This is a genomic window from Xanthobacter variabilis, from assembly GCF_043831965.2.
Taxonomy (GTDB): domain Bacteria; phylum Pseudomonadota; class Alphaproteobacteria; order Rhizobiales; family Xanthobacteraceae; genus Xanthobacter.
Map to the genome: position 1 here is coordinate 2,734,516 of NZ_CM195533.1, position 19,557 is coordinate 2,754,072.

Below are 19,557 nucleotides of genomic sequence, written 5' to 3' on the forward strand. Positions count from 1 at the left end.
AGACCAGCCATGCGCCCGGAAGACCTGCTCCGCCCCTCCGCCCAGGGGCTCTACTGCCCCATCGGTGACTTTCACGTGGACCCGACGCGGGCGGTGCCGCGGGCTATCATTACCCACGCCCATTCCGACCATGCGCGCGCCGGCCACCACCACGTGCTGGCCACAGCCGAAACCCTGGACCTGATGGCGCTGCGCCTTGGGCCGAATTTCGCCGGCGCGCGCCAGCCGCTGCGCTACGGGGAGCGGCTGGAGGTCAATGGGGTATCCGTGAGCCTTCACCCGGCCGGGCACGTGCTGGGTTCAGCCCAGGTGCGACTGGAAAGGGACGGCCTCGTGGTGGTTGTTTCGGGAGACTATAAGGACGTTGCCGATCCCACATGTGCGCCGTTGGAGCCCCAGCGCTGCCACGTGTTCGTTTCCGAGGCCACCTTCGCGCTCCCCGTGTTCCGCCATTCCGATGCCGATGGGGAGGTGGCTAAGCTGCTCTCTTCCGTCGCGCTTTTTCCCGAGCGCACCCATCTGGTGGGGGCCTATTCCCTCGGCAAGGCGCAGCGGCTGATGGCATTGCTCCGCGCGCAAGGCTATGCCGCGCCCCTCCATCTGCATGCCGCGCTGCTGCCCACCACTGAGTATTACGCCAGCCGTGGGGTGGACTTCGGCCCCCTGAATCCGGTCGAGAACGCGACTGGAAAAGAGCTCGCCGGAGCGATCGTCATCGCGCCGCCCATGGCGATGACGGACATTTGGGCGCGGCGTTTTCCGGATCCCATGACCTGCTTCGCCTCCGGCTGGATGCGCGTGCGCGCCAGGGCGCGGCAGCGTGGGGTGGAGCTTCCCCTCGTGATTTCCGACCACGCGGATTGGGATGGCTTGTGCGCCAGTATCCTGGCGACGGGCTGCGAGCAGCTCTGGGTCACCCACGGCGCGGAAGACGCCTTGGTGCGCTGGGCCGCGCTGCGCCAGCTCGATGCGCGCCCTCTGCGGCTCGTCGGCTATGGCGACACAGCGCAAACGGCCGACATCTAGCCTGACACGCCGACTGGCTGCCGGATTCGGCCGGTGCGGACGTGTTTTCCCTCAAAATCCCCCTCCTCAATGGGAATCAGAGGGCAATGCGGCACCCGATGGCAGCCCCAGCCGTTAGGTAAGGGCTGTGAAGTTCGCTCTGTTGCATAGCCGACGAACGACACTCAACAGCAGGTCTCCCCATCGCCACGGTGGCCCCCGAAAGTACAATGATAACATAGGATTAATCGCGCGATATTGCGATGCGAAATGGTGTTATTGTACGGCATTGCCCGTCGTGCTTTTCGTGCAACAGTCGCCGGAAAAGGGGCCGCACAAGGCGCCGTTTCGCCCCTGCCGCATTGATCACGGTTCCGCCTTTTGTATGTTGGCTTTGCGACGAAGGGGGGCAGTCCCCGGTCGATCAGTTCGCTGGAGACGCGCTGGGAACGGGGTGCGCGGCGAACTGGGTATCGGGGCAAGAACCTCTCAAAAGTGCAATTGCACCGGCGAAGCGGCGCTCGCTCCCTCGGAACCAAACTTGGAGGTCACGATGAAGATGGTGAAGAGCCTTCTCCTTGGCAGCGCGGCGGGTCTCGTCGCGGTGGCCGGAGCCCAGGCCGCCGACCTGCCTGTCAAGGCGAAGGCGGTGGAGTACGTTAAGGTGTGCTCCGCTTACGGCGCTGGCTATTTCTATGTGCCCGGCACCGACACCTGCCTGAAGATCGGCGGTTATGCCCGTTTCGACACCTATGTGAACGCTGTCGGCACTTTCCGTCCTGACATCGCGACCACCGCCGGCACCGGCTTCGGTGGCCCGGGCGTGGGTGCGCTGAACTTCCCCTTCCGCGATTCTGATGATCCGGATTACCTGACCCGCGCTCGTGGCGTCATCGACTTCGACGCCCGCACGCAGACCGACTACGGCACCCTGCGTTCCTACGTCCGCTTCGGCGCGGAGTGGAACTCTCAGGCGAGCGCCTCCACCACCGCGAACAACAACCTGTACTTCGAGCGCGCCTTCGTTCAGTTCGCGGGCTTCACGTTCGGTTACACCCAGTCGTTCTTCGAGCTGGGCACCAACTACATGATGACCACGCCGTTCGCGGGTTCCAACACCTGGACGGGTGCCATCGCCTACACCGCCCAGTTCGGCAACGGCTTCTCCGCCACGCTGTCGCTGGAAGACGCTGCCAACCGCACCACCGGCGTGCAGGGCAGCACCGCGGCTTCGACCGCGGGTGCCTTCTCCAACACCTTCTTTGGTCCTGACCTGAACGTGACCGCTGCTTCGCTCGGTTACGCCAACTTCCAGGCCGGCCAGCAGGCTCCCGATATCGTTGCCAACATCCGCCTCGACCAGGCGTGGGGCACGTTCATGATCTCGGGCGCTCTGCATCAGGTGAACGCTCTGACCTGGACCGGTGGCGTGGGCCCGGCCGCTTTCGCTGGCGCGTCGTCCACCGACAACTGGGGCTGGGCGATCGGCGCCGAGGCCGAGTTCAAGCTGCCCTTCCTGGCGGCTGGCGACAGCCTCCTGCTGCAGGCCAACTATGCCGATGGCGCGATCAGCTATGCGGGTATGGGCGGCAACAGCCAGGGCACCGCGAGCGCCTGGGGCAAGGTCAAGGTCAACTCCAACGGCAGCCTCTCTGGCGCTTATGTGCCGCTGGCTGACGCTGTCGTGACCGACGTGTTCGGCAACTACAGCAACTCCACCGCTTGGGCCATCCAGGCTCAGCTGCGCCACTACTGGACCCCGGGTCTGCGCTCCATCGTGTACGGTGGCTACGTCGACTACAACCCGTCTGACTCCACCGTCATCGCTGTGACCGGTGCGAACCTCTGGCAGGTTGGTACGGATCTCGTGTGGTCGCCGGTGAAGAACCTCGATCTGGGTCTGGAGTTCCTCTACACCAAGGTTGAGTCCGACACCTCGCTCACCGCTGTCAACGGCGCGACCGTTGCTCCGATCGGCACCACCGCTAGCGGCCTCATCGGCGGCTCTGCTGACGTGTTCTCGGGCGGCTTCCGCGCTCAGCGGAACTTCTGATCTTCGCAGTAGCGATGTTTTGGAAAACCCCAGTGGGCAACCACTGGGGTTTTTCTTTTGTCTGCGGGATCTTCTGAAAAAAGGTCCGGTAGTTTGGAACATTCCTATAGTGGAGCTGGTGATATTCCCTTCTGCGAAGGTTCGATCCACAATGGCAAACAAGCGACGCAGCCTGCCTTTTTGATGAGTCATCGCTCCAGGTGAGCGCGAAATATTATGCGCACCGCTCCGCGGGGCGTCGGTATTTCGGACAGGGCTGGCGTTGTGTCATCCGGTTTCCGGAAAACGGGCCGTATTGTCTTGCCATCACGCGTGCCCTATGGCATGTCGGTGATGATACAATATATCATTGGGGGTTGGTGATGAATTTCGCACAGCATCGTCCGCTGCTTCGGGGCTTGGGCGCGTCGACTGCGTTCGCGGCGCTCTTTGGGGCCGCAGGCACGCTTTCGATGGTGGCGCCAGTTCAGGCTGCGGATCTGCTGCAGACGAAGGCGAAGCCGGTTTACATGAAGCAGTGCCTGTCTCAGGGCGAGGGCTTCTTCTACATCCCGGGCACGGACACCTGTCTGCGTGTTGGTGGCTACCTGTGGGCGGAAGGCTATTACAACACCTATTCCGATTATCCGTCGGAGAATGACAAGACCTACTCCATCGCGACCGGCGGCGTGATCCTCGATGCGCGGACGGAGACCGAATACGGCACTTTGCGCTCGTATTTGGAAACCCGCTTCAAGTGGCGCTCCGCTGACCCGTGGTCCGAGGGGCCGAACGGCAATGAGGTCGAGGTGTGGAATGCCTATGTGCAGTTCGCCGGCTTCACCTTTGGTAAGGCGCAGTCGTTCTTCGACTTTTATGCCAACGCGAACGTTCTGGGTACGGATCCCGCAACGATCGGCGACGACGTCCGCCTGAACCTTGCCGCTTATACCGCCGAGTTCGGCAAGGGCTTCAGCGCAACGATCTCGCTTGAAGATGCCGCCGACCGCAAGGCGGGGATTGGCGTGAACAATCCCGTGCTGTTCGGCACCGACGACTATCAGGCGGGCCTTCAGGTTCCGGACATCGTCGCCAACATCAACTACACCGGCGAGTGGGGTCAGGCGCAGATCTCGGGGGCGCTGCATCAGGTGCGCGCGTTGGATTACATCAATCTCCTGGGCGGTACAGAGGATAGCTGGGGCTATGCCCTCCAGGCGGGCCTGATGTTCAACCTGCCGATGCTGGGCGAGGGCGATACGCTCTACCTGCAGACGGCTTATGTGGATGGTGCGACCAGCTATCTGGGGCTGGTTGATCCGGCGGGCGAGTATGGCGCTCCGGATGCCTTTGTCGGCGCCAATGGCATCAGCAAGGTCAGCGGTTGGAACGTCACCGCCTCGCTGCTGCACAATTGGAATGAGAAGTGGAGCACCGCGGTGTTCGGCGGCTATGCGGCCTACGATTTCAATGATTCGGTGGCCGAGTCCTTCTACGGTGCGACCGGCGGCGTGAACGGCAATGTCGGTGGCTATATCGGCTTCACGCCGGTCAAGAACCTGCTGCTCGCGGTCCAGTACGATTGGAACTACAACAAGGCCGACAATTACGTGTTCACCGGTTATGGCCCCAGCCGGGGCTCGACTGATGCGAGCCAGGTTCTGCTCTTCGCTCAGCGTGAGTTTTGATCCGCAGGCCTTCGGTCGCGATGTTTAGCAAGGGCCGCCCCCGGCACGCATTGCCGGGGGCGGCCTTTTTTTGGCGGCCCGGTAGTGCGGTTAAGGTCGTCGCGGGGTTTCGGAACGATGTCGAAATGTGCTGAACTCCGCAGCGATCTTAGAGAATGGTCGGGAGTTGCCGTTTCATGGCGCTGGATGCACCGGAAGGTGACACCGGAGGCCCCGTCGCGGGCAAGCGGGGGCGGGCGATCCATCGGTTCGCGGGTTGGCGGGTCTGGGTGTTGGTCCTTGGGCTGGCGGCGTGGGCGGTGCTGGCGGCTTTCACGTTGCTCACTGCGCGCGGCGCCGTCGAGGCGGATCTGACGCGGAGTGCGGAGTCAGTGTTGGCTCGTACCGGCGAATCCTGGGCGACCGCGCGTTTCGAGGGGCGCGACGCCACGCTTGAAGGCGAGTCGCTGGCGGAAGAGGCCCGCGCCAAGGTTCGTGCCTCGCTGGAGAACATGTTCGGTGTACGCACCGTGCGCGACGACACCACTCTTCTGCCGGAGCGCCGTCCCTTCACCTTCAGCGCGGTGAAGGATGGGCGCATGGTCTCGCTCGATGGCTACGTTCCCTCGCGCTATGCGCTGGCGCGGATCATCGCCGCGGTGAATGCCTCGGGCAACAGCCTCACGGGCCAGGATCGCCTGGTGAGGGCGCGGGGTGCGCCTCCTGGGGACTTCGCCGGCCTGGTGGAGTTTGCCTTGGTGCAGCTGGAGCGGTTGCCGTCGGGGCGGATCACTCTATCCGATGGTGCGCTGTCCATTGAGGGGCGGGCGCCGGATCTCGCGACCTATGATTCCCTGTCTGCCGTGATCCATGGTCCGTTGCCGTATGGGATGACGGTGGCGCGGTTCGCCGTGCGCCCGCCGGTTGCCTCGCCCTTCGTGTGGTCGGCGAGCCGTGAGGGCGACACGCTGCGGGTTTCCGGCTTCATTCCGTCGGAGGATGCGCGCGCCGAGGTGAGCAAGCTTCTGATCGCAGCGCTTCCGGGGGTGAATGTGCGCGACGATACGCGCCTCGCCGATGGCGCGCCGAGCACGGATCTTTGGCTGAAGGCGGTGCGCTATGCCGGGCGCCTGCTGGCTCAGGTGCCGCAGCTTCAGGTGACGCTGGCAGATAGCACCATCAGCGTCGAAGGTGTCGCGCCCACCTTCGCGGCGTTCGATGTGCTCGCCGCCGCGCGTCGTACCCCGCCGGAGGGGTTTCAGGTCACGCGTTTCGCGGTGGAGCCGCCACGGGCGGCGCCGTTCACCTGGGAGCTGGTACGCACGGCGGATGCGGTGCGGTTGAACGGCTATGTGCCGTCGGACGAGGCGCGGCGGCAGCTGCTTGATGCGGTGCGCAGTGCCTTCCCGGGTGTTCCGGTTGAGGATGAGATGCAGCTGGCGTCCGGCGGGCCGCCGGCCGAAGTGTGGGGGGCCGGCGCGAATTTCGCCGTTGCACAGCTTGCACGGCTGCGTACGGGGCGTGTGGCGGCCAGCGGCACCAGCCTGGTGCTCAGTGGCGAGGCGTTCGATTCAGCGGCCTATCTGTCCCTTGTGCAGGCCGTGAAATCGGTGCCCGCCGGGCTCTCGGCGAGTGCGCAGGCGGTGGAGCCACCGCGGATTTCGCCTTATGTCTTCTCGGTGCGTCGTGAGGGTGATGGGCTCACCATGTCGGGCTTCTACCCGGACGAGAAGGCGCACCGCGCGCTCTTGGCGGCCCTGGAGCGGGACTTCCTGCAGGAGAAGGTCAACGACCTCTCCGCCGTGGGCGGCGGGGCCCCTGTCGGCTTCCTGCCGACGGCGCTCGCCGGTCTCGGCGCGCTCGCACGGATGGGAAATGGCGAGCTCACCTTGACGGATGCGCAGCTTCGTCTCGCCGGGGCGGCCTTGCGGGGGCGCGTGGGTGGCGAGATCGAGGACGATCTGAAGCGGGATGTGAAATCGCCGTTCACTGTCGAGACCGCGCTGGAGGTTGCGCCGCCGGGCCCGCTGGTCGGCACGCAGGAGTGCCAGGGGCTGATTTCGGATCTCATGGGGCGCGGAACGATCCTCTTTGATTCAGGTAGCGCCCGCATCGATCGGCATTCGCTGGGGCTGCTGGATCGGCTGGTCTTCGTATTGCAGCGCTGTCCTTCCACCATGGTGGAGGTGGCCGGCCACACCGATGCTGTCGGAGAGCCGGCGACCAATCAGAAGCTGTCGGAGGCACGGGCGGCGGCAGTCGCAGCCTTCCTCGCGGATGCGGGCATCGCGCGTGAGCGCCTGGTGACCACCGGCCATGGCGCCACGCAGCCCGTGGCGGCGAACGACAGCGAGGCGGGCCGCATCCGCAACCGGCGGATCGTCTTCACGTTGAAGGAGGGGCGGGGGCCATGATCTACCTCATGCTGACGCTTTGGCTCCACCTCCTGGTGGCATTCGCCATTGGCGCCATCACCGGTTATTTTCTCCAGGGGGAGCGGACGGGAGGCACGTCGTGACGGCTTTCAATCTGGAGGTGTTGCTGCTGTTGCTGGTGGCGTTCGCGCTCGGCCTGGTGCTGGGCCTTTGGCTGCGGCGGGTGCGCAGGCGCGCGGCCGAGAGCGAGGTCATGGTGCCCGTGCCGTCCAATCTGCCGCCGACGCGGGCAAACCCGCCGGGCGGCGATGGGGCAGGCCCGGCACCCTCGGGCCAGATCGCGGGGGATGTCACAGGGGAGGGCGTCCGCGCGGAGGGTGGCGTGCAAGGCACGAAGCCGACCGCAGTGGAGCCGACGCAACCTGCTCTGCGTCCGCTGCGCGAGCCGGTTGCGGATCTGTTCGGTCATCTGCTGAACGTTCCAGCCGGCGCCATCGCCGATGATCCTGAGCCGCCGCCCCGCCGGACGAGCCCGATCGACCGTGGCGGCGCGAACCATCCGGGCGTGCGCCCGCCAGTGCTCACGGAGCCCGAGGGGGGCGCGGCCGACGACCTGAAGTGCCTGAAGGGCATCGGCCCGCAGAATGAGCGGCGACTTCACGCCCTCGGCATCTTCCATTTCAGGCAGATCGCGGCGTGGACGCCGGATGAGGCCGCCTGGGTCGGCAGCTATCTCGCCTTTCCGGGGCGGATCGAGCGGGAGGATTGGATCGGCCAGGCGCAGGCGCTGGTGGCCAAGGGAGACGATGGCGCACCGGACAAGCCCGCTCCGTGACGGCTTCGCATCGCCTGCATCGGTGATGGACGGGGGCTTTTCACCGCCGCGTGGAGCTGGCTGGCATTTCCCTGGGGCCCAGAAGGTCGCCGGTTTCGCGGAATCGGGAGAACGCTCCGACTTCTTGATCGCACCCAATGATCCGAGCCGAGGCAAGATTGCCTGCGCACGAAATGCACGCCGAAAGATGCTTCTCTGTCATGGAAATCGGGAAATGCGCCAGCACATTGAATTGGCGCATTTTTCTCGCACGAACCGCATAGCACTCCGCTCGGCAACGCCCTAGGCGTCGTCTTCTCCGGCGGCTTTGGCCAGCAGGTGAGCCAGCACCTGGGCGGCGTTCTGGTCGGGCGGGAACACCGGATAAAAGACGTGGGAGATGGCCCCCTCGTCGATGATGAGGGTGATGCGCTTCAGCAGCACCTGTCCATCCACCTCGAAGGTGGGCAGCCGCACCGCGTGCGCGAACGCGCGCTGGTGATCCGAGAGCAGCGGGAAAGGCAGGCCCAGTCGCTCGGCAGCCTCGCTCTGGTAGCCGGTGTCCTGCACTGAGAGGCCGAACACATGTTCCACCCCCGCCGCGCGCAGGTCGTCATAATGATCGCGGAAGGCACAGGACTGCGGGGTGCAGCCCCGCGCGCCTGGAATGGCATCCCAGCCATCCGGCGAAGGGGTGCCTGGCGCGCCGGTACGCGGGTAGACATAGACCACCGCCCGGCCGGAGAGAGAGGACAGGTCCACCCTGCGGCCGTCGGTGGCCGCCAGCGCGATAATGGGCAGCTCCAGCCCCGGCAGGTGAGCCGCGGCGCCGTCATCCTCCGGCGCGGGAAGATCGGAAGGCAGGGTCTGGAAATCGGTCATGGCGCCCTCTTGAGCGTTTTCAAGCGAGGGGGAGCGCGGTTCGCGCGCAGAAAACGCGTGTCATTCGTAAGCTAGAGCACTTCCCCGCGTCCGGGAAACGGCGAAGCGCCCTGATAGGAGATGAATTCGAGCAGCGAGCCGTCCGGATCGCGAAAATACACGCTCAGCCCCGGTCCCAGCGCCCCAAAGCGGGCCACCGGCCCCATCTCCGGCGTGATGCCGTGGCGGGCGAGGTGGGCGACGGCATCCTCGATGGGGCCATTCCAGCGGAAGCAGAGATCGCTGTTGCCGGGCGCCACGGGCACGCGCGCCACCGGCTTGGGGTCCAGCCCCGGCCCATGCAGGTTCAGCTGGCGATCCTTGAAGCGATAAACGAATCCGGCCCCGCGCGGCAGCACCTCGGCCCCCAACACGGCGGCATAGAAGGCGTTCGAAACCGCGAAATCGCTCACGTGAACCACGCAGTGGTCGAGTTCCAGCGGCAGCGTATCGCTCACGGTCGTGCCTCCCTAACCCTTCTCGCGCATGAGGCGGGCCTTGTCGCGGGCCCAGGATCGCTCTTTCAGCGTTTCGCGCTTGTCGTGGGTCTTCTTGCCCTTGGCCAGGGCGATTTCCACTTTGGCACGGCCGCGATCATTGAAATAGATCTTCAGCGGCACCACCGTCATGCCCTCGCGCTCCACCGCATTGCCAAGCTTGGCGATCTGCCGCTTGTGCAGCAGCAGCTTGCGGGGGCGGCGGGTCTCGTGGTTGAAGCGGTTGGCCTCGAGATATTCGGGGATATAGGCGTTGTAGAGCCACATCTCGCCGTTCTTCTGGGCGGCATAGCTCTCGCCGATGGTGGCCTTGCCGGTGCGCAGGCTCTTCACCTCGGTGCCCGTCAGGGCCACGCCGGCCTCGAAGACCTCCTCGATGGCGTAGTCGAACCTGGCTCGCCGGTTCTCCGCGGCCACCTTGCGGGGGGCGTCCTTTTTCTTGTCTGTCATGCTCAGAACCTGATGTCTGCGGCACTGGCAGACAAGGGGGCCCGCTGGTCAAAGCGGGCCCCGCGAGAGGGGTCAGTCGATGAGGCCCGCATGCACCATGGCCGAGCGGACAACCGCGCGCGTGGCCTCGCCCACGGGCACCAGCGGCAGGCGCACGTCCTCGCCCATCTTGCCGAGCAGCGAGAGCGCATATTTCGTGGGGGTGGGATTGGTCTCCACGAACAGCGCCGTATGCAGGGGCATCAGCTTGTCCTGAATCGAGAGGGCGGTGGCGAAGTCGCCCTTCAGGCAGGCGGTCTGGAACTGCGCGCAGAGGCGCGGAGCGACGTTGGACGTCACGGAGATGCAGCCCACGCCGCCATGGGCCATGAAGCCCAGCGCGGTCGCATCCTCGCCCGAGAGCTGGATGAAGTCCGGCCCCAGCACCTGCCGCTGCAGCGACACCCGCGCCATGGAGGCGGTGGCGTCCTTCACACCCGCAATGTTCTTGATCTCGAACAGCCGGGCCATGGTCTCCACCGACATGTCGATCACGGAGCGGCCGGGGATGTTGTAGATGAAGATCGGCAGGTCGACCGCCTCGGCGATGGCCTTGAAGTGGCGGTAGAGCCCCTCCTGGGTCGGCTTGTTGTAATAGGGCGTCACCACCAGCACGGCGCTGGCCCCCACCTCCTGGGCGTGGGTGGCGAGGGCGATGGCCTCCGCGGTGTTATTGGACCCGGCGCCGGCGATGACCGGCACGCGGCCGGCCGCCTGCTCCACGGTCCAGGCCACCACCTGGTTGTGTTCCTCGTGGGTCAGGGTCGGGCTCTCGCCGGTGGTGCCCACGGGCACGAGGCCATGGGTGCCCTCGGCGATCTGCCAATCCACGAACGCGCGAAACGCTTTCTCGTCCAGCGCCCCGTCGCGGAACGGAGTGACAAGGGCGGTGAAGGAGCCGCGGAACGGCGACGGGGACGGGATGGGCGACATGGCGAGCGCCTTGTTTCCTGAAAGCGAGGTTGAATTGCGGACGTGGGCCCGGATGACGGCATTGTGATGACGTCGCCGGGAGCGTTTCGGCCCACCGGCCGGGACGGCGCGGAATAGCTCCCATAGCCTGTCGCGGGCGTTCCGGAAAGGGGCACAGCGCAAAGCTACAGCAGGTCGCGCTTTTGCCGCGATCCCCCGGCAGGTTGTAGCGCCTGGGTGAGGCACACGGGACACGCGCAAGCCGGATTGGAGGATCTGGTTAGGGTTTCGTCAATGCGCCTCGCCCAACATGGCGGCCACCATTTGAGAGCGCCCCGCAAAGCGAGGAACCCTGATGTCGCCTTTCTCGAGCCTGGTCTCCGCGAGCGTCCTGGCGATCACTGTCGCCCTGGCCGGCGTCGCGCAAGCGGCGACGGGAGCGGCTCCGGTGCCCACAGCCAAGCCCGCCGCCGCCAAATCCACGTCCGCCAAATCCAGCAGCACGAAGCCGGCCTCCGCCAAAAGTGATAAGACCAGCGGCAAGGCCAGCGACAAGTCCAAGCCCAGCTCCAAGAGCTCGTCTGCTGCCAAGCCGTCGTCGAGCAAGACCAGCGCGGCCAAGCCGAGCTCGTCCAAGGCGACGTCTGGCAAGACCGCATCCAGCAAGACCGCATCCAGCAAGCCCTCCTCCGGTGGCGTCTCGTCGCAAGCGGCGTCCTCGCTGCGCTCGGCAGGCCTTGTGGCTCCCGCGGTTGCCGCCTCCAGCGGGTTGAACGGGGGAGAGCTGAGCACGCTCAAGTCCGCTGTGATCGCGGCCCGCAACGGGCGCGCCGGCGAAGCCATGGGCGCGGCCCGCCAGCTCAGCGACCCGGTGGCGCGCAAGCTGGTCACCTGGCTTGTCATCCGCCATGCGCCGAACGATCTCGGCTTCAACAATATCCAGGAATTCCTCAAGGAGGAGCCTGACTGGCCGACGCCCTCCACCCTGCGCCAGCGCGCCGAGCGCGTGCTGTTCCAGGAGAATCGGGATGCCTCCCGCACCCGCGCCTTCTTTGCCGAGCGCCCGCCCATCACCGGCGAGGGCAAGGTTGCGCTTGCGCGTGCGCTCGTCGCCAGCGGTGACCGCAAGGATGCCGTCGACTGGGTTCGGGAGGCCTGGCGCGAGGACCTGCTGAACGAGCGCTTCGAAGCCACCATCATGGACGAGTTCGGCTCGGTGCTGACCCGCACGGACCACAAGCTGCGCGCCGACCGCTTCAGCTACAAGCCGGACAGCGAACGCGCGCTGCGCGCCGCCTCCCGCGCGGGATCCGACGTGGTGGCCCTCACCAAGGCGCGGCTTGCCATTGCCAGCAAGCAGCCCAATGGCGCGGCGCTGCTGGGTGCCGTTCCCTTCACCTTGAACAACGATCCGGCCTATCTGTTCGCCAAGGCCCAGCTGCTGCGGCGCGCCGACAAGCCGCGGGAGGCGGCGCAGGCGCTGCTGGCTGGCGCGGCCGACCCTGCGGCCAATGCCGATCCGGACGAATGGTGGATTGAGCGCCGCCTCGTCGCCCGCGAACTGCTGGATGCCGGCGATCCCCAGACCGCCTACAAGGTGGCCGCAACCGGGGTTGCCCCCAAGGCCGACAATTATCGCGCCGAACAGCAGTTTACCGCCGGCTGGATCGCCTTGCGCTTCCTGCATGACCCGCGCACGGCGGCCGCCCATTTTGCCCGCGTGGCCCATGGGCAGAAGCACCCCATCACCCTCTCTCGCGCCGCCTATTGGCAAGCCCGCGCCGCCGAGGCCATGGGTGATGCCGGCCGTGCCCGTTCCGCCTATGGCGAGGCGGCGCAATATCCGGCGACCTATTACGGCCAGCTGGCCCGCACCCAGCTCGGCATGAACCCGGTCGTGCTGCGCACCGCGCAGGTCTCGTTCCAGGACCGCAACGACTTTCCTCGCATCGAGCCGGTGCGCGCCATTCGCCTGCTCTATGCCATCGGCGAGCGCGACATTCCGCTGACCATCTATTACGATCTGGCCTGGCGCATGGAGAATTCCGGCCAGCTCGCCTTGCTCGCCAATCTGGCGGAGGCCAATGGCGACGCGCGCGGCGCGCTGGTGGTGGGCAAGGAAGGCATGGCCGAGGGCCATCCCCTTGAGCAGGAAGCGTTCCCCACCTTCGGTCTGCCCTCCTACACGTCCATCGGCCACCCGGTGGAAAAGGCGGCCGTGTATGCGGTGGCCCGGCAGGAAAGCCAGTTCAACCCGCGCACCCTGTCCAGCGCCAAGGCCATGGGCCTGATGCAGGTGACGCCGGCCGCCGGCCGCGAGGTCTCCAAGGACACGGGCGTGCCCTATAATGAAGCACGCCTGATGAGCGACCAGTCCTACAATGTTCAATTCGGCGCCGCCGAGCTGGGCGAGCTGGTGCAGAACTATGACGGCAACTTCGTTCTGGTGTTCGCCGCCTACAATGCCGGCCGTGGCAATGTCCGCAAATGGATCCAGCGCTATGGCGACCCGCGCGACCCCAATGTGGACGTGGTGGACTGGGTGGAGCTGATTCCCTTCGCCGAAACCCGCAACTACGTCCAGCGCGTGATGGAAAACTACCAAGCCTACAAGGTGCGCTTCAACAGCCCCACCAAGCTGCAGATGGAAGCGGACCTGCGCGGCACGAGGTGAGCGGCCCCTTCTAGGGACCCGCGCCATCATCTGAAGGCAACCGGCGGAATGCGCCGCACCAGACTCCCGCCCCCGCGCTGCTGTACAGCGCGGGGGCGGGAGTTTGTGCTTTTAGGGCGGCGCCTGTGCGATCGGGCAGCGGTCGATGCCATTTGAAGGCGGCCGCATGCGCTGGGCAAGGAATTGGCTGAGCGCAGGTCGTGATGCGGTGCGCGCGCCCGAGGCGCCGTCAGTCCGCGAGGAAGTCGCGTACGTCCTGGAACACGGTGCGGAACATGGCGGGCGTAAGCACGCCCGTATTGGTGTTGTAGCGCGAGCAGTGATAGCTCGCGAACACCCTCACGCCCCCAATCTCACCCTTGGCCCCGTGACCGAACTTGAGGTGCGAGGCCTTCGCCCCCAGGGCCGCCAGGGTGGAATCATGGGCGATCTTGCCCAGGGTCACCACCGCCTTCAGGTGGGGCATGTGCGAGAAGGTGGGCGAGAGAAAGCGCCGGCAGGTGCGGATTTCCTCCGGCGTCGGCTTGTTCTGCGGCGGAACGCAGCGCACCGCATTGATGATGCGCGCGTCTTCGAGTTCGAGGCCATCGTCGGGGCGGGCCTCGTAGCGGCCGCGGGCGAAGCCGAAATCCAGCAGCGTTGCGTAGAGCAGGTCGCCCGCATAGTCGCCGGTGAAGGGGCGGCCGGTGCGGTTGGCCCCCCGCAGGCCGGGCGCAAGGCCGACGATGAGCAGGCGGGCCGTGATCGGGCCAAAACCGGGCACCGGCGCGTTGAACCAGGACGGCTCATTCAGCCGCCATTCATCGCGAAAATCCTTGAGGCGGGGGCAGAGCGGGCAGTCGGCGGACGGCTCCGAGGACCCCATGGCGCCGGCCGGGGCGGCATTCGCGATGACGGCGGACTTGACGGCGGCGCGCGCCATGGCAGCGCGCTCAGCAGCCGTCGTTGTCGGTGCCGGCGGGGGCGCCGCGGCGTTCCAGGAAGCGCGGGGTTTCCTGCATGCGGCCCTGGCGCTCGGAGGGGTCGCGGCCAATCTTGGGCTGGAGCTCCACGAGATCGATGAAGACATCCGCCTGACGGCGCAGGTCGTCGGCGATCAGCGGCGGCTGGGTGGAGATGGTGGACACCACCGACACGCGGATGCCCTTGCGCTGGAGCGCCTCGACCAGCGAACGGAAGTCACCGTCGCCGGAGAACAGCACGATGTGGTCGACGTGCTCGGCCAGCTCCATGGCGTCGACGGCAATCTCGATGTCCATGTTTCCGCGCACGCGGCGGCGGCCCTGGGCATCGGTGAACTCGCGCGCCATCTTGGTCACGACGGAATAGCCGTTGTAATCCAGCCAGTCGAGCAGCGGCCGGATGGACGAATACTCCTGGTCCTCGATGAGGGTGGTATAATAGAAGGCGCGCAGCAGATAGCCGCGTCCCTGGAATTCCTTCAGCAGGCGCTTGTAATCGATGTCGAAGCCGAGCGCCTTGGTCGCGGAGTATAGATTTGCGCCGTCGATGAGAAGAGCGATCTTTTCAAGGCCCTGCATAAAATGTCCGCCGATGGAAAGGGATGGGCATAACGCTGGAACGACTGTATGCCTCGCCGTCCGCTGCCTTTCTCGGACGAAGGCTGATTCAACGCAAGCGAAAAAGGTGCCGGCGCTTGCTCCGGATATCAAAGTGTTGTATCGACCCCCTCTTCCCAGGCTATGATCCAGCGCTAATGCGCATGAGGGAGTGCCGAGCCCATGGCCCGCGTCACGGTTGAAGATTGCATCGACAAGGTGGACAACCGGTTTGAACTGGTGCTGCTCGCCGCCCATCGCGCCCGCATGATCTCTTCGGGTTCCCAGATTACCGTTGATCGCGACAACGACAAGAACCCCGTTGTGGCGCTGCGTGAGATCGCCGACGAAACGGTGAGCCCGGAGGATCTGAAGGAAGACCTGATCCACTCGCTCCAGAAGTACACGGAAGTGGACGAGCCGGAGCCCGAGGCTGTTCCCATGATCGCCTCCGGCGAGAGCAGCGGCGATGACAGCGACGTCATGCTCGACCGCATGACTGAGGAAGAGCTGCTGGCGGGTCTTCAGGGCCTCGTGCCGCCCGAGCATTCGGACGACGACGAAGGCTGATCGGCGCGGCCTGAGGGGCCCCGCGATTAAGGATTTGAGAAAGCGGCCGGGTTCTGCCCGGCCGCTTTCTTTTTGTTGGCTTGAAAACTGACGGGCGCGGCGGAACCGGCGCAGCCGCCCGTGAACGCCTGGCTTGCGCGGGCGGCGCGGCCAGCACGGCAGTCGCGCGTCAGCGCTCCGCCTTCTGTGGCCGGGCCATGAGAGCCTCGATGGCGCCGGCAATGGACAGCCGCCGGCGCAGAACCGCATCCACGGCGCTGCTCACGGGCATGTCCACGCCCTTGGCCTGGGCCATTTCCATCAGCACATTGGCGGTGAAGGCGCCTTCAGCCAGCTTGTCCGGCGTCTCCAGGCCCGCGCCCAGGGCGGCGCCGAAGGCGAAGTTGCGCGATTGGGGGCCAGAGGTGGTGAGGATGAGGTCGCCCAGTCCGGAAAGGCCGGTCATGGTCTCCGCCCGCCCGCCATAGGCCTCGGCGAAGCGCGTGAGCTCGGCAAAGCCGCGCGCCACCAGCGCGGCCCCCGCGCTCGCCCCAAGCTTGCGCCCCGCCACGATGCCGGCGGCGATGGCCAGCACATTCTTGGTGGCGCCGCCGATCTCCACGCCGCGCACGTCGGTGGAGAAGTAAAGGCGCAGCGTGGAGGAGCCGAGGGCGTCGCCCAAGGCAGAGGCCAGCGCCTCGTCGGCGCTCGCCAGGGTCACGGCCGTGGGCAGGCCGGCGGCCACGTCGCTCGCGAAGCTGGGGCCGGAAAGCACGGCGGGCCGGGCCGCCGGCGCCTCCTGCGCGATCACCTCCGAGATGAAGGCGCGGGTGCCGCGCTCGATGCCCTTGGCGCACGACACCACCGGGGTTTGCGGCCGCAGCAGCGGCGCCAGCTCCCGTGTCGCCGCGCGGCACGCCTGGGCGGGAACCACCAGCAGCACGGCATCGCATTCCGCCGCCTGGGCAAGCCGGGCGGTGGGGGTCACGCCGGGGTCGAGGGGGATGCCCGGCAGCGCGCGCCGATTGGTCCGCCGCGCCATCATGTCGGCCACCTGCAGCGCGTCGCGGGCATAAAGCTGCACCTTGCGCCCCGCGCGCGCGGCCGCATTGGCCAGGGCCGTGCCCCATGCGCCGGCGCCCACCACGCCGATGGTCTGGAAGTCGCTCACGATCAGGCTCGCGCGTGGGCGGAGGCGGCCGCGGCGGGATCGAGGGGCCAGCGGGCGCGCGGGCTCACCTCCAGCGTGTCGGTCAGGCCGCGGGAAAGGCGCTCGGCGCCGGCCCAGGCGATCATGGCGCCATTGTCGGTGCACAGATTCGGCGCGGGCAGGGCGAACCGCGTGTTCAGCTCCGCCGCCTGGCGGGCCAGCGCCTCGCGAATGGCGCCGTTGGCGGCGACGCCGCCTGCCACCACAAGGGCCGTGGGCCCGCGGCCCAGCCGGTCGCGGAATGCACGGGCGCCGGCCTTCACGCGGTCCACGATGACCTCGACCACTGCCGCCTGGAAGCCGGCGCACAGATCGCTGACATCATCGTCCGTGAGGGGGGCGAGCTTCTCGGCCTCCAGCCGCACCGCGGTCTTGAGGCCGGAGAGGGAGAAGTCCGGCTCGCGCCGGCCCATCATCGGGCGGGGAAAGGCGAAGCGGCCGGCATAGCCGTGGGCGGCCTGGGCCTCCACCTGTGGCCCGCCGGGATAGGGCAGGCTCAGCATCTTGGCCACCTTGTCGAAGGCCTCGCCCACCGCATCGTCCAGCGTGGTTCCAAGCCGCGTATAGCGCCCCACATCCTCTACCGCCAGCAATTGGGTGTGCCCGCCGGAGACCAGCAGCAGCAGATAGGGAAAGGCCACCCCGTCCGTCAGCCGCGCGGTCAGCGCGTGGGCCTCCAGGTGGTTCACCGCCACCAGAGGCTTGCGCGCGGCCAGGGCGATGGCCTTCGCCGTGGTGAGGCCGACAATGACCCCGCCGATGAGCCCCGGCCCCGCCGCCGCCGCGATGCCCGAGAGCTCGCCGAAGGAGAGATTCGCCTGGCGCATGGCCTCGACGATGACGTGATCCAGGATTTCCACATGGGCGCGCGCCGCGATTTCGGGCACAACGCCGCCATAGGGGGAGTGGATGGCGATCTGCGAGCGGATCACGTTGGAGCGGATCTCGCTCGCGCCCGAAGGTGAGCGCACCACAACGGCGGCCGAGGTTTCGTCGCAGGTGGTCTCGATGCCGAGAACGACAAGATCCGCCACGTTGCCCCCGCTTCGATTCATCGCCGCGCTCCCGCACCTTTCGAGGCTGCGCCGGAACGCCGCTCTACCGCGATTTGATTCCTGCGAGCATTGTACGCGCCCATGAGTGCAGACACGAACACCCAAACGCGCCATTCCTCAGGCATTTCCGGAATTTCCCAGCCTGGCGCGCGCCTCACCATCGGCACGCGCGGTAGCCCGCTGGCGCTCTGGCAGGCCCATGCGGTGCAGGCGGCCCTCGCCGAGGCCCTCTCGCGCCCGGTGGAGAGCATCGCCATCGAGATCATCCGTACCACGGGCGACACGATTCAGGATCGCGCTTTGGCGGAGGCCGGCGGCAAGGGCCTCTTCACCAAGGAGATCGAGGAGGCGCTGCTCGACGGGCGCATCGATCTCGCCGTGCATTCGGCCAAGGATGTGGCCACCGTGCTGCCCGAGGGGCTGCATCTGGCCGGCTACCTGCCGCGCGCCGATGTGCGCGACGCGCTCATTCTCAAGACCGGGACGAGCCTCGACGATCTCGCGGCCGGGTCAAAGGTGGGCACCGCCTCGCTCCGCCGTGCCGCGCAGATGAAGCGGCTGCGGCCGGACCTGAAGGTGGAACTGCTGCGTGGCAATGTGCACACCCGCCTCGCCCGCGTGCGGGAGGGGGATTTCGACGCCACGCTCCTGGCCCTTGCGGGCCTCACCCGTCTTGGCCTCGCCCATGAGGCCAATGCGGTGCTGGACACTGCCGCCTTCCTGCCGGCGGTGGGGCAGGGGGCGGTGGCCATCGAATGCCGGGTGGCGGACCCCGTGACCAACGGCGCCATCGCCGCCATCGCCTGCCGCGACACCGGCATCGCCCTTGATGCGGAGCGGGCCTTCCTGGCCGCCCTGGACGGCTCCTGTCGCACCCCCATCGCGGGCCTGGCCCGGGTGGAGGGCGACCGCGTGCGGCTGGACGGACTGGTGCTCGCGCTCGACGGCTCCGATGCCGCCGAAACCGGGGAGAGCGCGCCCGTCGCGGAGGCGGCTGCCCTGGGCGCCCGTTGCGGCGCGCGGCTGCGCGACAGCGCGCCGGCCCGCGCTCTGGGTCTGTGAGCGAAGGGGGACACCGCCATGCACTTCCTGATCACCCGTCCGGAACCGGCGGCCAGCCAGACCGCGGAACGGCTGCGCAAGATGGGGCATGAGGCAACCGTGGACCCCATGCTGCGTATCGCCCCGACCACGGAGCCGCTGCCGGCGGGCCCGTTCGATGCGGTGGCCTTCACCTCCATCAATGGGGTGAAGGCGTTCGCCGCCCATCCGGAAGGGGCGGGCCTGTTCCATCTGCCGGCCTTCGCCGTGGGGACCCGCACGGCGAAAGAAGCGCGGGCGGTGGGATTTTCCCACGTCACCGATTGCGCCGGCGATGCGGACGCGCTGGCGGGCCGGCTGGCGGAGGCGCTGCCCAAGGGCGCGCGCGTGCTCAATCCGGCGGGCGAGGACCGGGCGGCGGACCTTGCCGAGCTGCTGAAGGCCCCGGGGCTGGAGCTGGTGCTCACCATCATCTATGCGGCGGAGCCCGCCGATGCCCTTTCCACCGAGGCGCGCGACGCGCTGGCGGCGGGACGCATTAATGCGGCGCTTCACTTTTCCCAGCGCACGGTGAAGACTCTTTTGACGTGCGTGGCGGCGGCCGGGCTCACCCGGGAGCTCGCGGGGGTGCGCGAGTTCTGCCTTTCCGAGCAGGTGGGCGGGCCGCTGGTGAAGGCGGGCTTCCCCATCGAGGCGGCTTCCGCGCCCAATGAGGATGCCCTGTTCGCATTGTTCTGATCGCGCCGCGTCCGCCGGA

The 19,557-nt window shown here is 67.1% G+C and carries 18 protein-coding genes; 9 read left to right on the forward strand and 9 right to left on the reverse strand.

Translation table 11 applies throughout. The features are described 5' to 3' along the window. The first annotated feature begins 9 nt into the window (after positions 1 to 9). From V5F26_RS11770 to V5F26_RS11790, 5 genes are all read left to right on the forward strand, one after another. Positions 10 to 1,026 carry a ligase-associated DNA damage response exonuclease gene (locus V5F26_RS11770; RefSeq protein WP_394946005.1) on the forward strand — a complete coding sequence of 339 codons (1,017 nt, stop codon included), beginning with the start codon at positions 10 to 12 and terminating at the stop codon, positions 1,024 to 1,026. Between the two features lie 532 nt (positions 1,027 to 1,558). Then, a complete protein-coding gene (locus V5F26_RS11775) occupies positions 1,559 to 3,058 on the forward strand; it encodes a porin (RefSeq protein ID WP_394946006.1) in 1,500 nt (499 codons plus the stop codon). A gap of 452 nt (positions 3,059 to 3,510) precedes the next feature. Continuing rightward, on the forward strand, positions 3,511 to 4,725 hold the full coding sequence (locus V5F26_RS11780) for a porin (protein ID WP_394946007.1): 1,215 nt from the start codon (positions 3,511 to 3,513) through the stop codon (positions 4,723 to 4,725). Between the two features lie 371 nt (positions 4,726 to 5,096). After that, a complete protein-coding gene (locus V5F26_RS11785) occupies positions 5,097 to 7,118 on the forward strand; it encodes an OmpA family protein (protein ID WP_394946008.1) in 2,022 nt (673 codons plus the stop codon). A gap of 100 nt (positions 7,119 to 7,218) precedes the next feature. After that, positions 7,219 to 7,914 carry a helix-hairpin-helix domain-containing protein gene (locus tag V5F26_RS11790; protein WP_394946009.1) on the forward strand — a complete coding sequence of 232 codons (696 nt, stop codon included), beginning with the start codon at positions 7,219 to 7,221 and terminating at the stop codon, positions 7,912 to 7,914. 282 nt (positions 7,915 to 8,196) lie between these two features. On the opposite strand, the gene V5F26_RS11795 is transcribed toward V5F26_RS11790, so the two are convergent. The 5 genes from V5F26_RS11795 to V5F26_RS11815 form a co-directional block, all read right to left on the reverse strand. After that, positions 8,197 to 8,775 (reverse strand): peroxiredoxin, encoded by a 579-nt coding sequence (locus tag V5F26_RS11795; RefSeq protein WP_394946010.1) that lies wholly within the window; start codon positions 8,773 to 8,775, stop codon positions 8,197 to 8,199. A gap of 71 nt (positions 8,776 to 8,846) precedes the next feature. Next, entirely contained in the window at positions 8,847 to 9,272 is a 426-nt protein-coding gene (locus V5F26_RS11800; RefSeq protein ID WP_394946011.1) for a VOC family protein, read from the reverse strand. A 12-nt stretch (positions 9,273 to 9,284) separates the two neighbouring features. Then, on the reverse strand, positions 9,285 to 9,761 hold the full coding sequence (gene smpB / locus V5F26_RS11805; protein ID WP_234049922.1) for an SsrA-binding protein SmpB: 477 nt from the start codon (positions 9,759 to 9,761) through the stop codon (positions 9,285 to 9,287). Between the two features lie 72 nt (positions 9,762 to 9,833). Then, a complete protein-coding gene (gene dapA, locus V5F26_RS11810; RefSeq protein ID WP_394057820.1) occupies positions 9,834 to 10,733 on the reverse strand; it encodes a 4-hydroxy-tetrahydrodipicolinate synthase in 900 nt (299 codons plus the stop codon). 270 nt (positions 10,734 to 11,003) lie between these two features. After that, positions 11,004 to 11,393, reverse strand: coding sequence for a hypothetical protein (locus tag V5F26_RS11815; protein WP_394057822.1), 390 nt, complete (start codon positions 11,391 to 11,393; stop codon positions 11,004 to 11,006). A 58-nt stretch (positions 11,394 to 11,451) separates the two neighbouring features. Here V5F26_RS11815 and V5F26_RS11820 point away from each other — a divergent pair, with 58 nt between their 5' ends. After that, positions 11,452 to 13,386 carry a lytic transglycosylase domain-containing protein gene (locus V5F26_RS11820; RefSeq protein WP_234049924.1) on the forward strand — a complete coding sequence of 645 codons (1,935 nt, stop codon included), beginning with the start codon at positions 11,452 to 11,454 and terminating at the stop codon, positions 13,384 to 13,386. Between the two features lie 229 nt (positions 13,387 to 13,615). On the opposite strand, the gene V5F26_RS11825 is transcribed toward V5F26_RS11820, so the two are convergent. Beyond that, positions 13,616 to 14,308: a uracil-DNA glycosylase gene (locus tag V5F26_RS11825; RefSeq protein ID WP_394057824.1), complete on the reverse strand. Its 693-nt coding sequence runs from the start codon at positions 14,306 to 14,308 to the stop codon at positions 13,616 to 13,618. 10 nt (positions 14,309 to 14,318) lie between these two features. Next, on the reverse strand, positions 14,319 to 14,927 hold the full coding sequence (locus V5F26_RS11830; protein ID WP_234049927.1) for a LabA-like NYN domain-containing protein: 609 nt from the start codon (positions 14,925 to 14,927) through the stop codon (positions 14,319 to 14,321). A 201-nt stretch (positions 14,928 to 15,128) separates the two neighbouring features. On the opposite strand from V5F26_RS11830, the gene rpoZ reads away from it, so the two are divergent. Further along, positions 15,129 to 15,515, forward strand: coding sequence for a DNA-directed RNA polymerase subunit omega (gene rpoZ / locus V5F26_RS11835; protein ID WP_234049928.1), 387 nt, complete (start codon positions 15,129 to 15,131; stop codon positions 15,513 to 15,515). A gap of 169 nt (positions 15,516 to 15,684) precedes the next feature. On the opposite strand, the gene V5F26_RS11840 is transcribed toward rpoZ, so the two are convergent. Next, complete coding sequence (locus V5F26_RS11840; protein WP_370640586.1) at positions 15,685 to 16,665, reverse strand: NAD(P)H-dependent glycerol-3-phosphate dehydrogenase; 981 nt, start codon at positions 16,663 to 16,665, stop codon at positions 15,685 to 15,687. A 2-nt stretch (positions 16,666 to 16,667) separates the two neighbouring features. Further along, positions 16,668 to 17,759: a tRNA (adenosine(37)-N6)-threonylcarbamoyltransferase complex transferase subunit TsaD gene (tsaD, locus tag V5F26_RS11845; RefSeq protein WP_234049929.1), complete on the reverse strand. Its 1,092-nt coding sequence runs from the start codon at positions 17,757 to 17,759 to the stop codon at positions 16,668 to 16,670. Positions 17,760 to 17,840: 81 nt separating this feature from the next. On the opposite strand from tsaD, the gene hemC reads away from it, so the two are divergent. Together hemC and V5F26_RS11855 are read left to right on the forward strand one after the other, a co-directional pair. After that, positions 17,841 to 18,821 carry a hydroxymethylbilane synthase gene (gene hemC / locus V5F26_RS11850; RefSeq protein ID WP_394946013.1) on the forward strand — a complete coding sequence of 327 codons (981 nt, stop codon included), beginning with the start codon at positions 17,841 to 17,843 and terminating at the stop codon, positions 18,819 to 18,821. A gap of 18 nt (positions 18,822 to 18,839) precedes the next feature. Continuing rightward, on the forward strand, positions 18,840 to 19,538 hold the full coding sequence (locus V5F26_RS11855) for a uroporphyrinogen-III synthase (protein WP_234049932.1): 699 nt from the start codon (positions 18,840 to 18,842) through the stop codon (positions 19,536 to 19,538). The last annotated feature ends 19 nt before the right edge of the window (positions 19,539 to 19,557 follow it).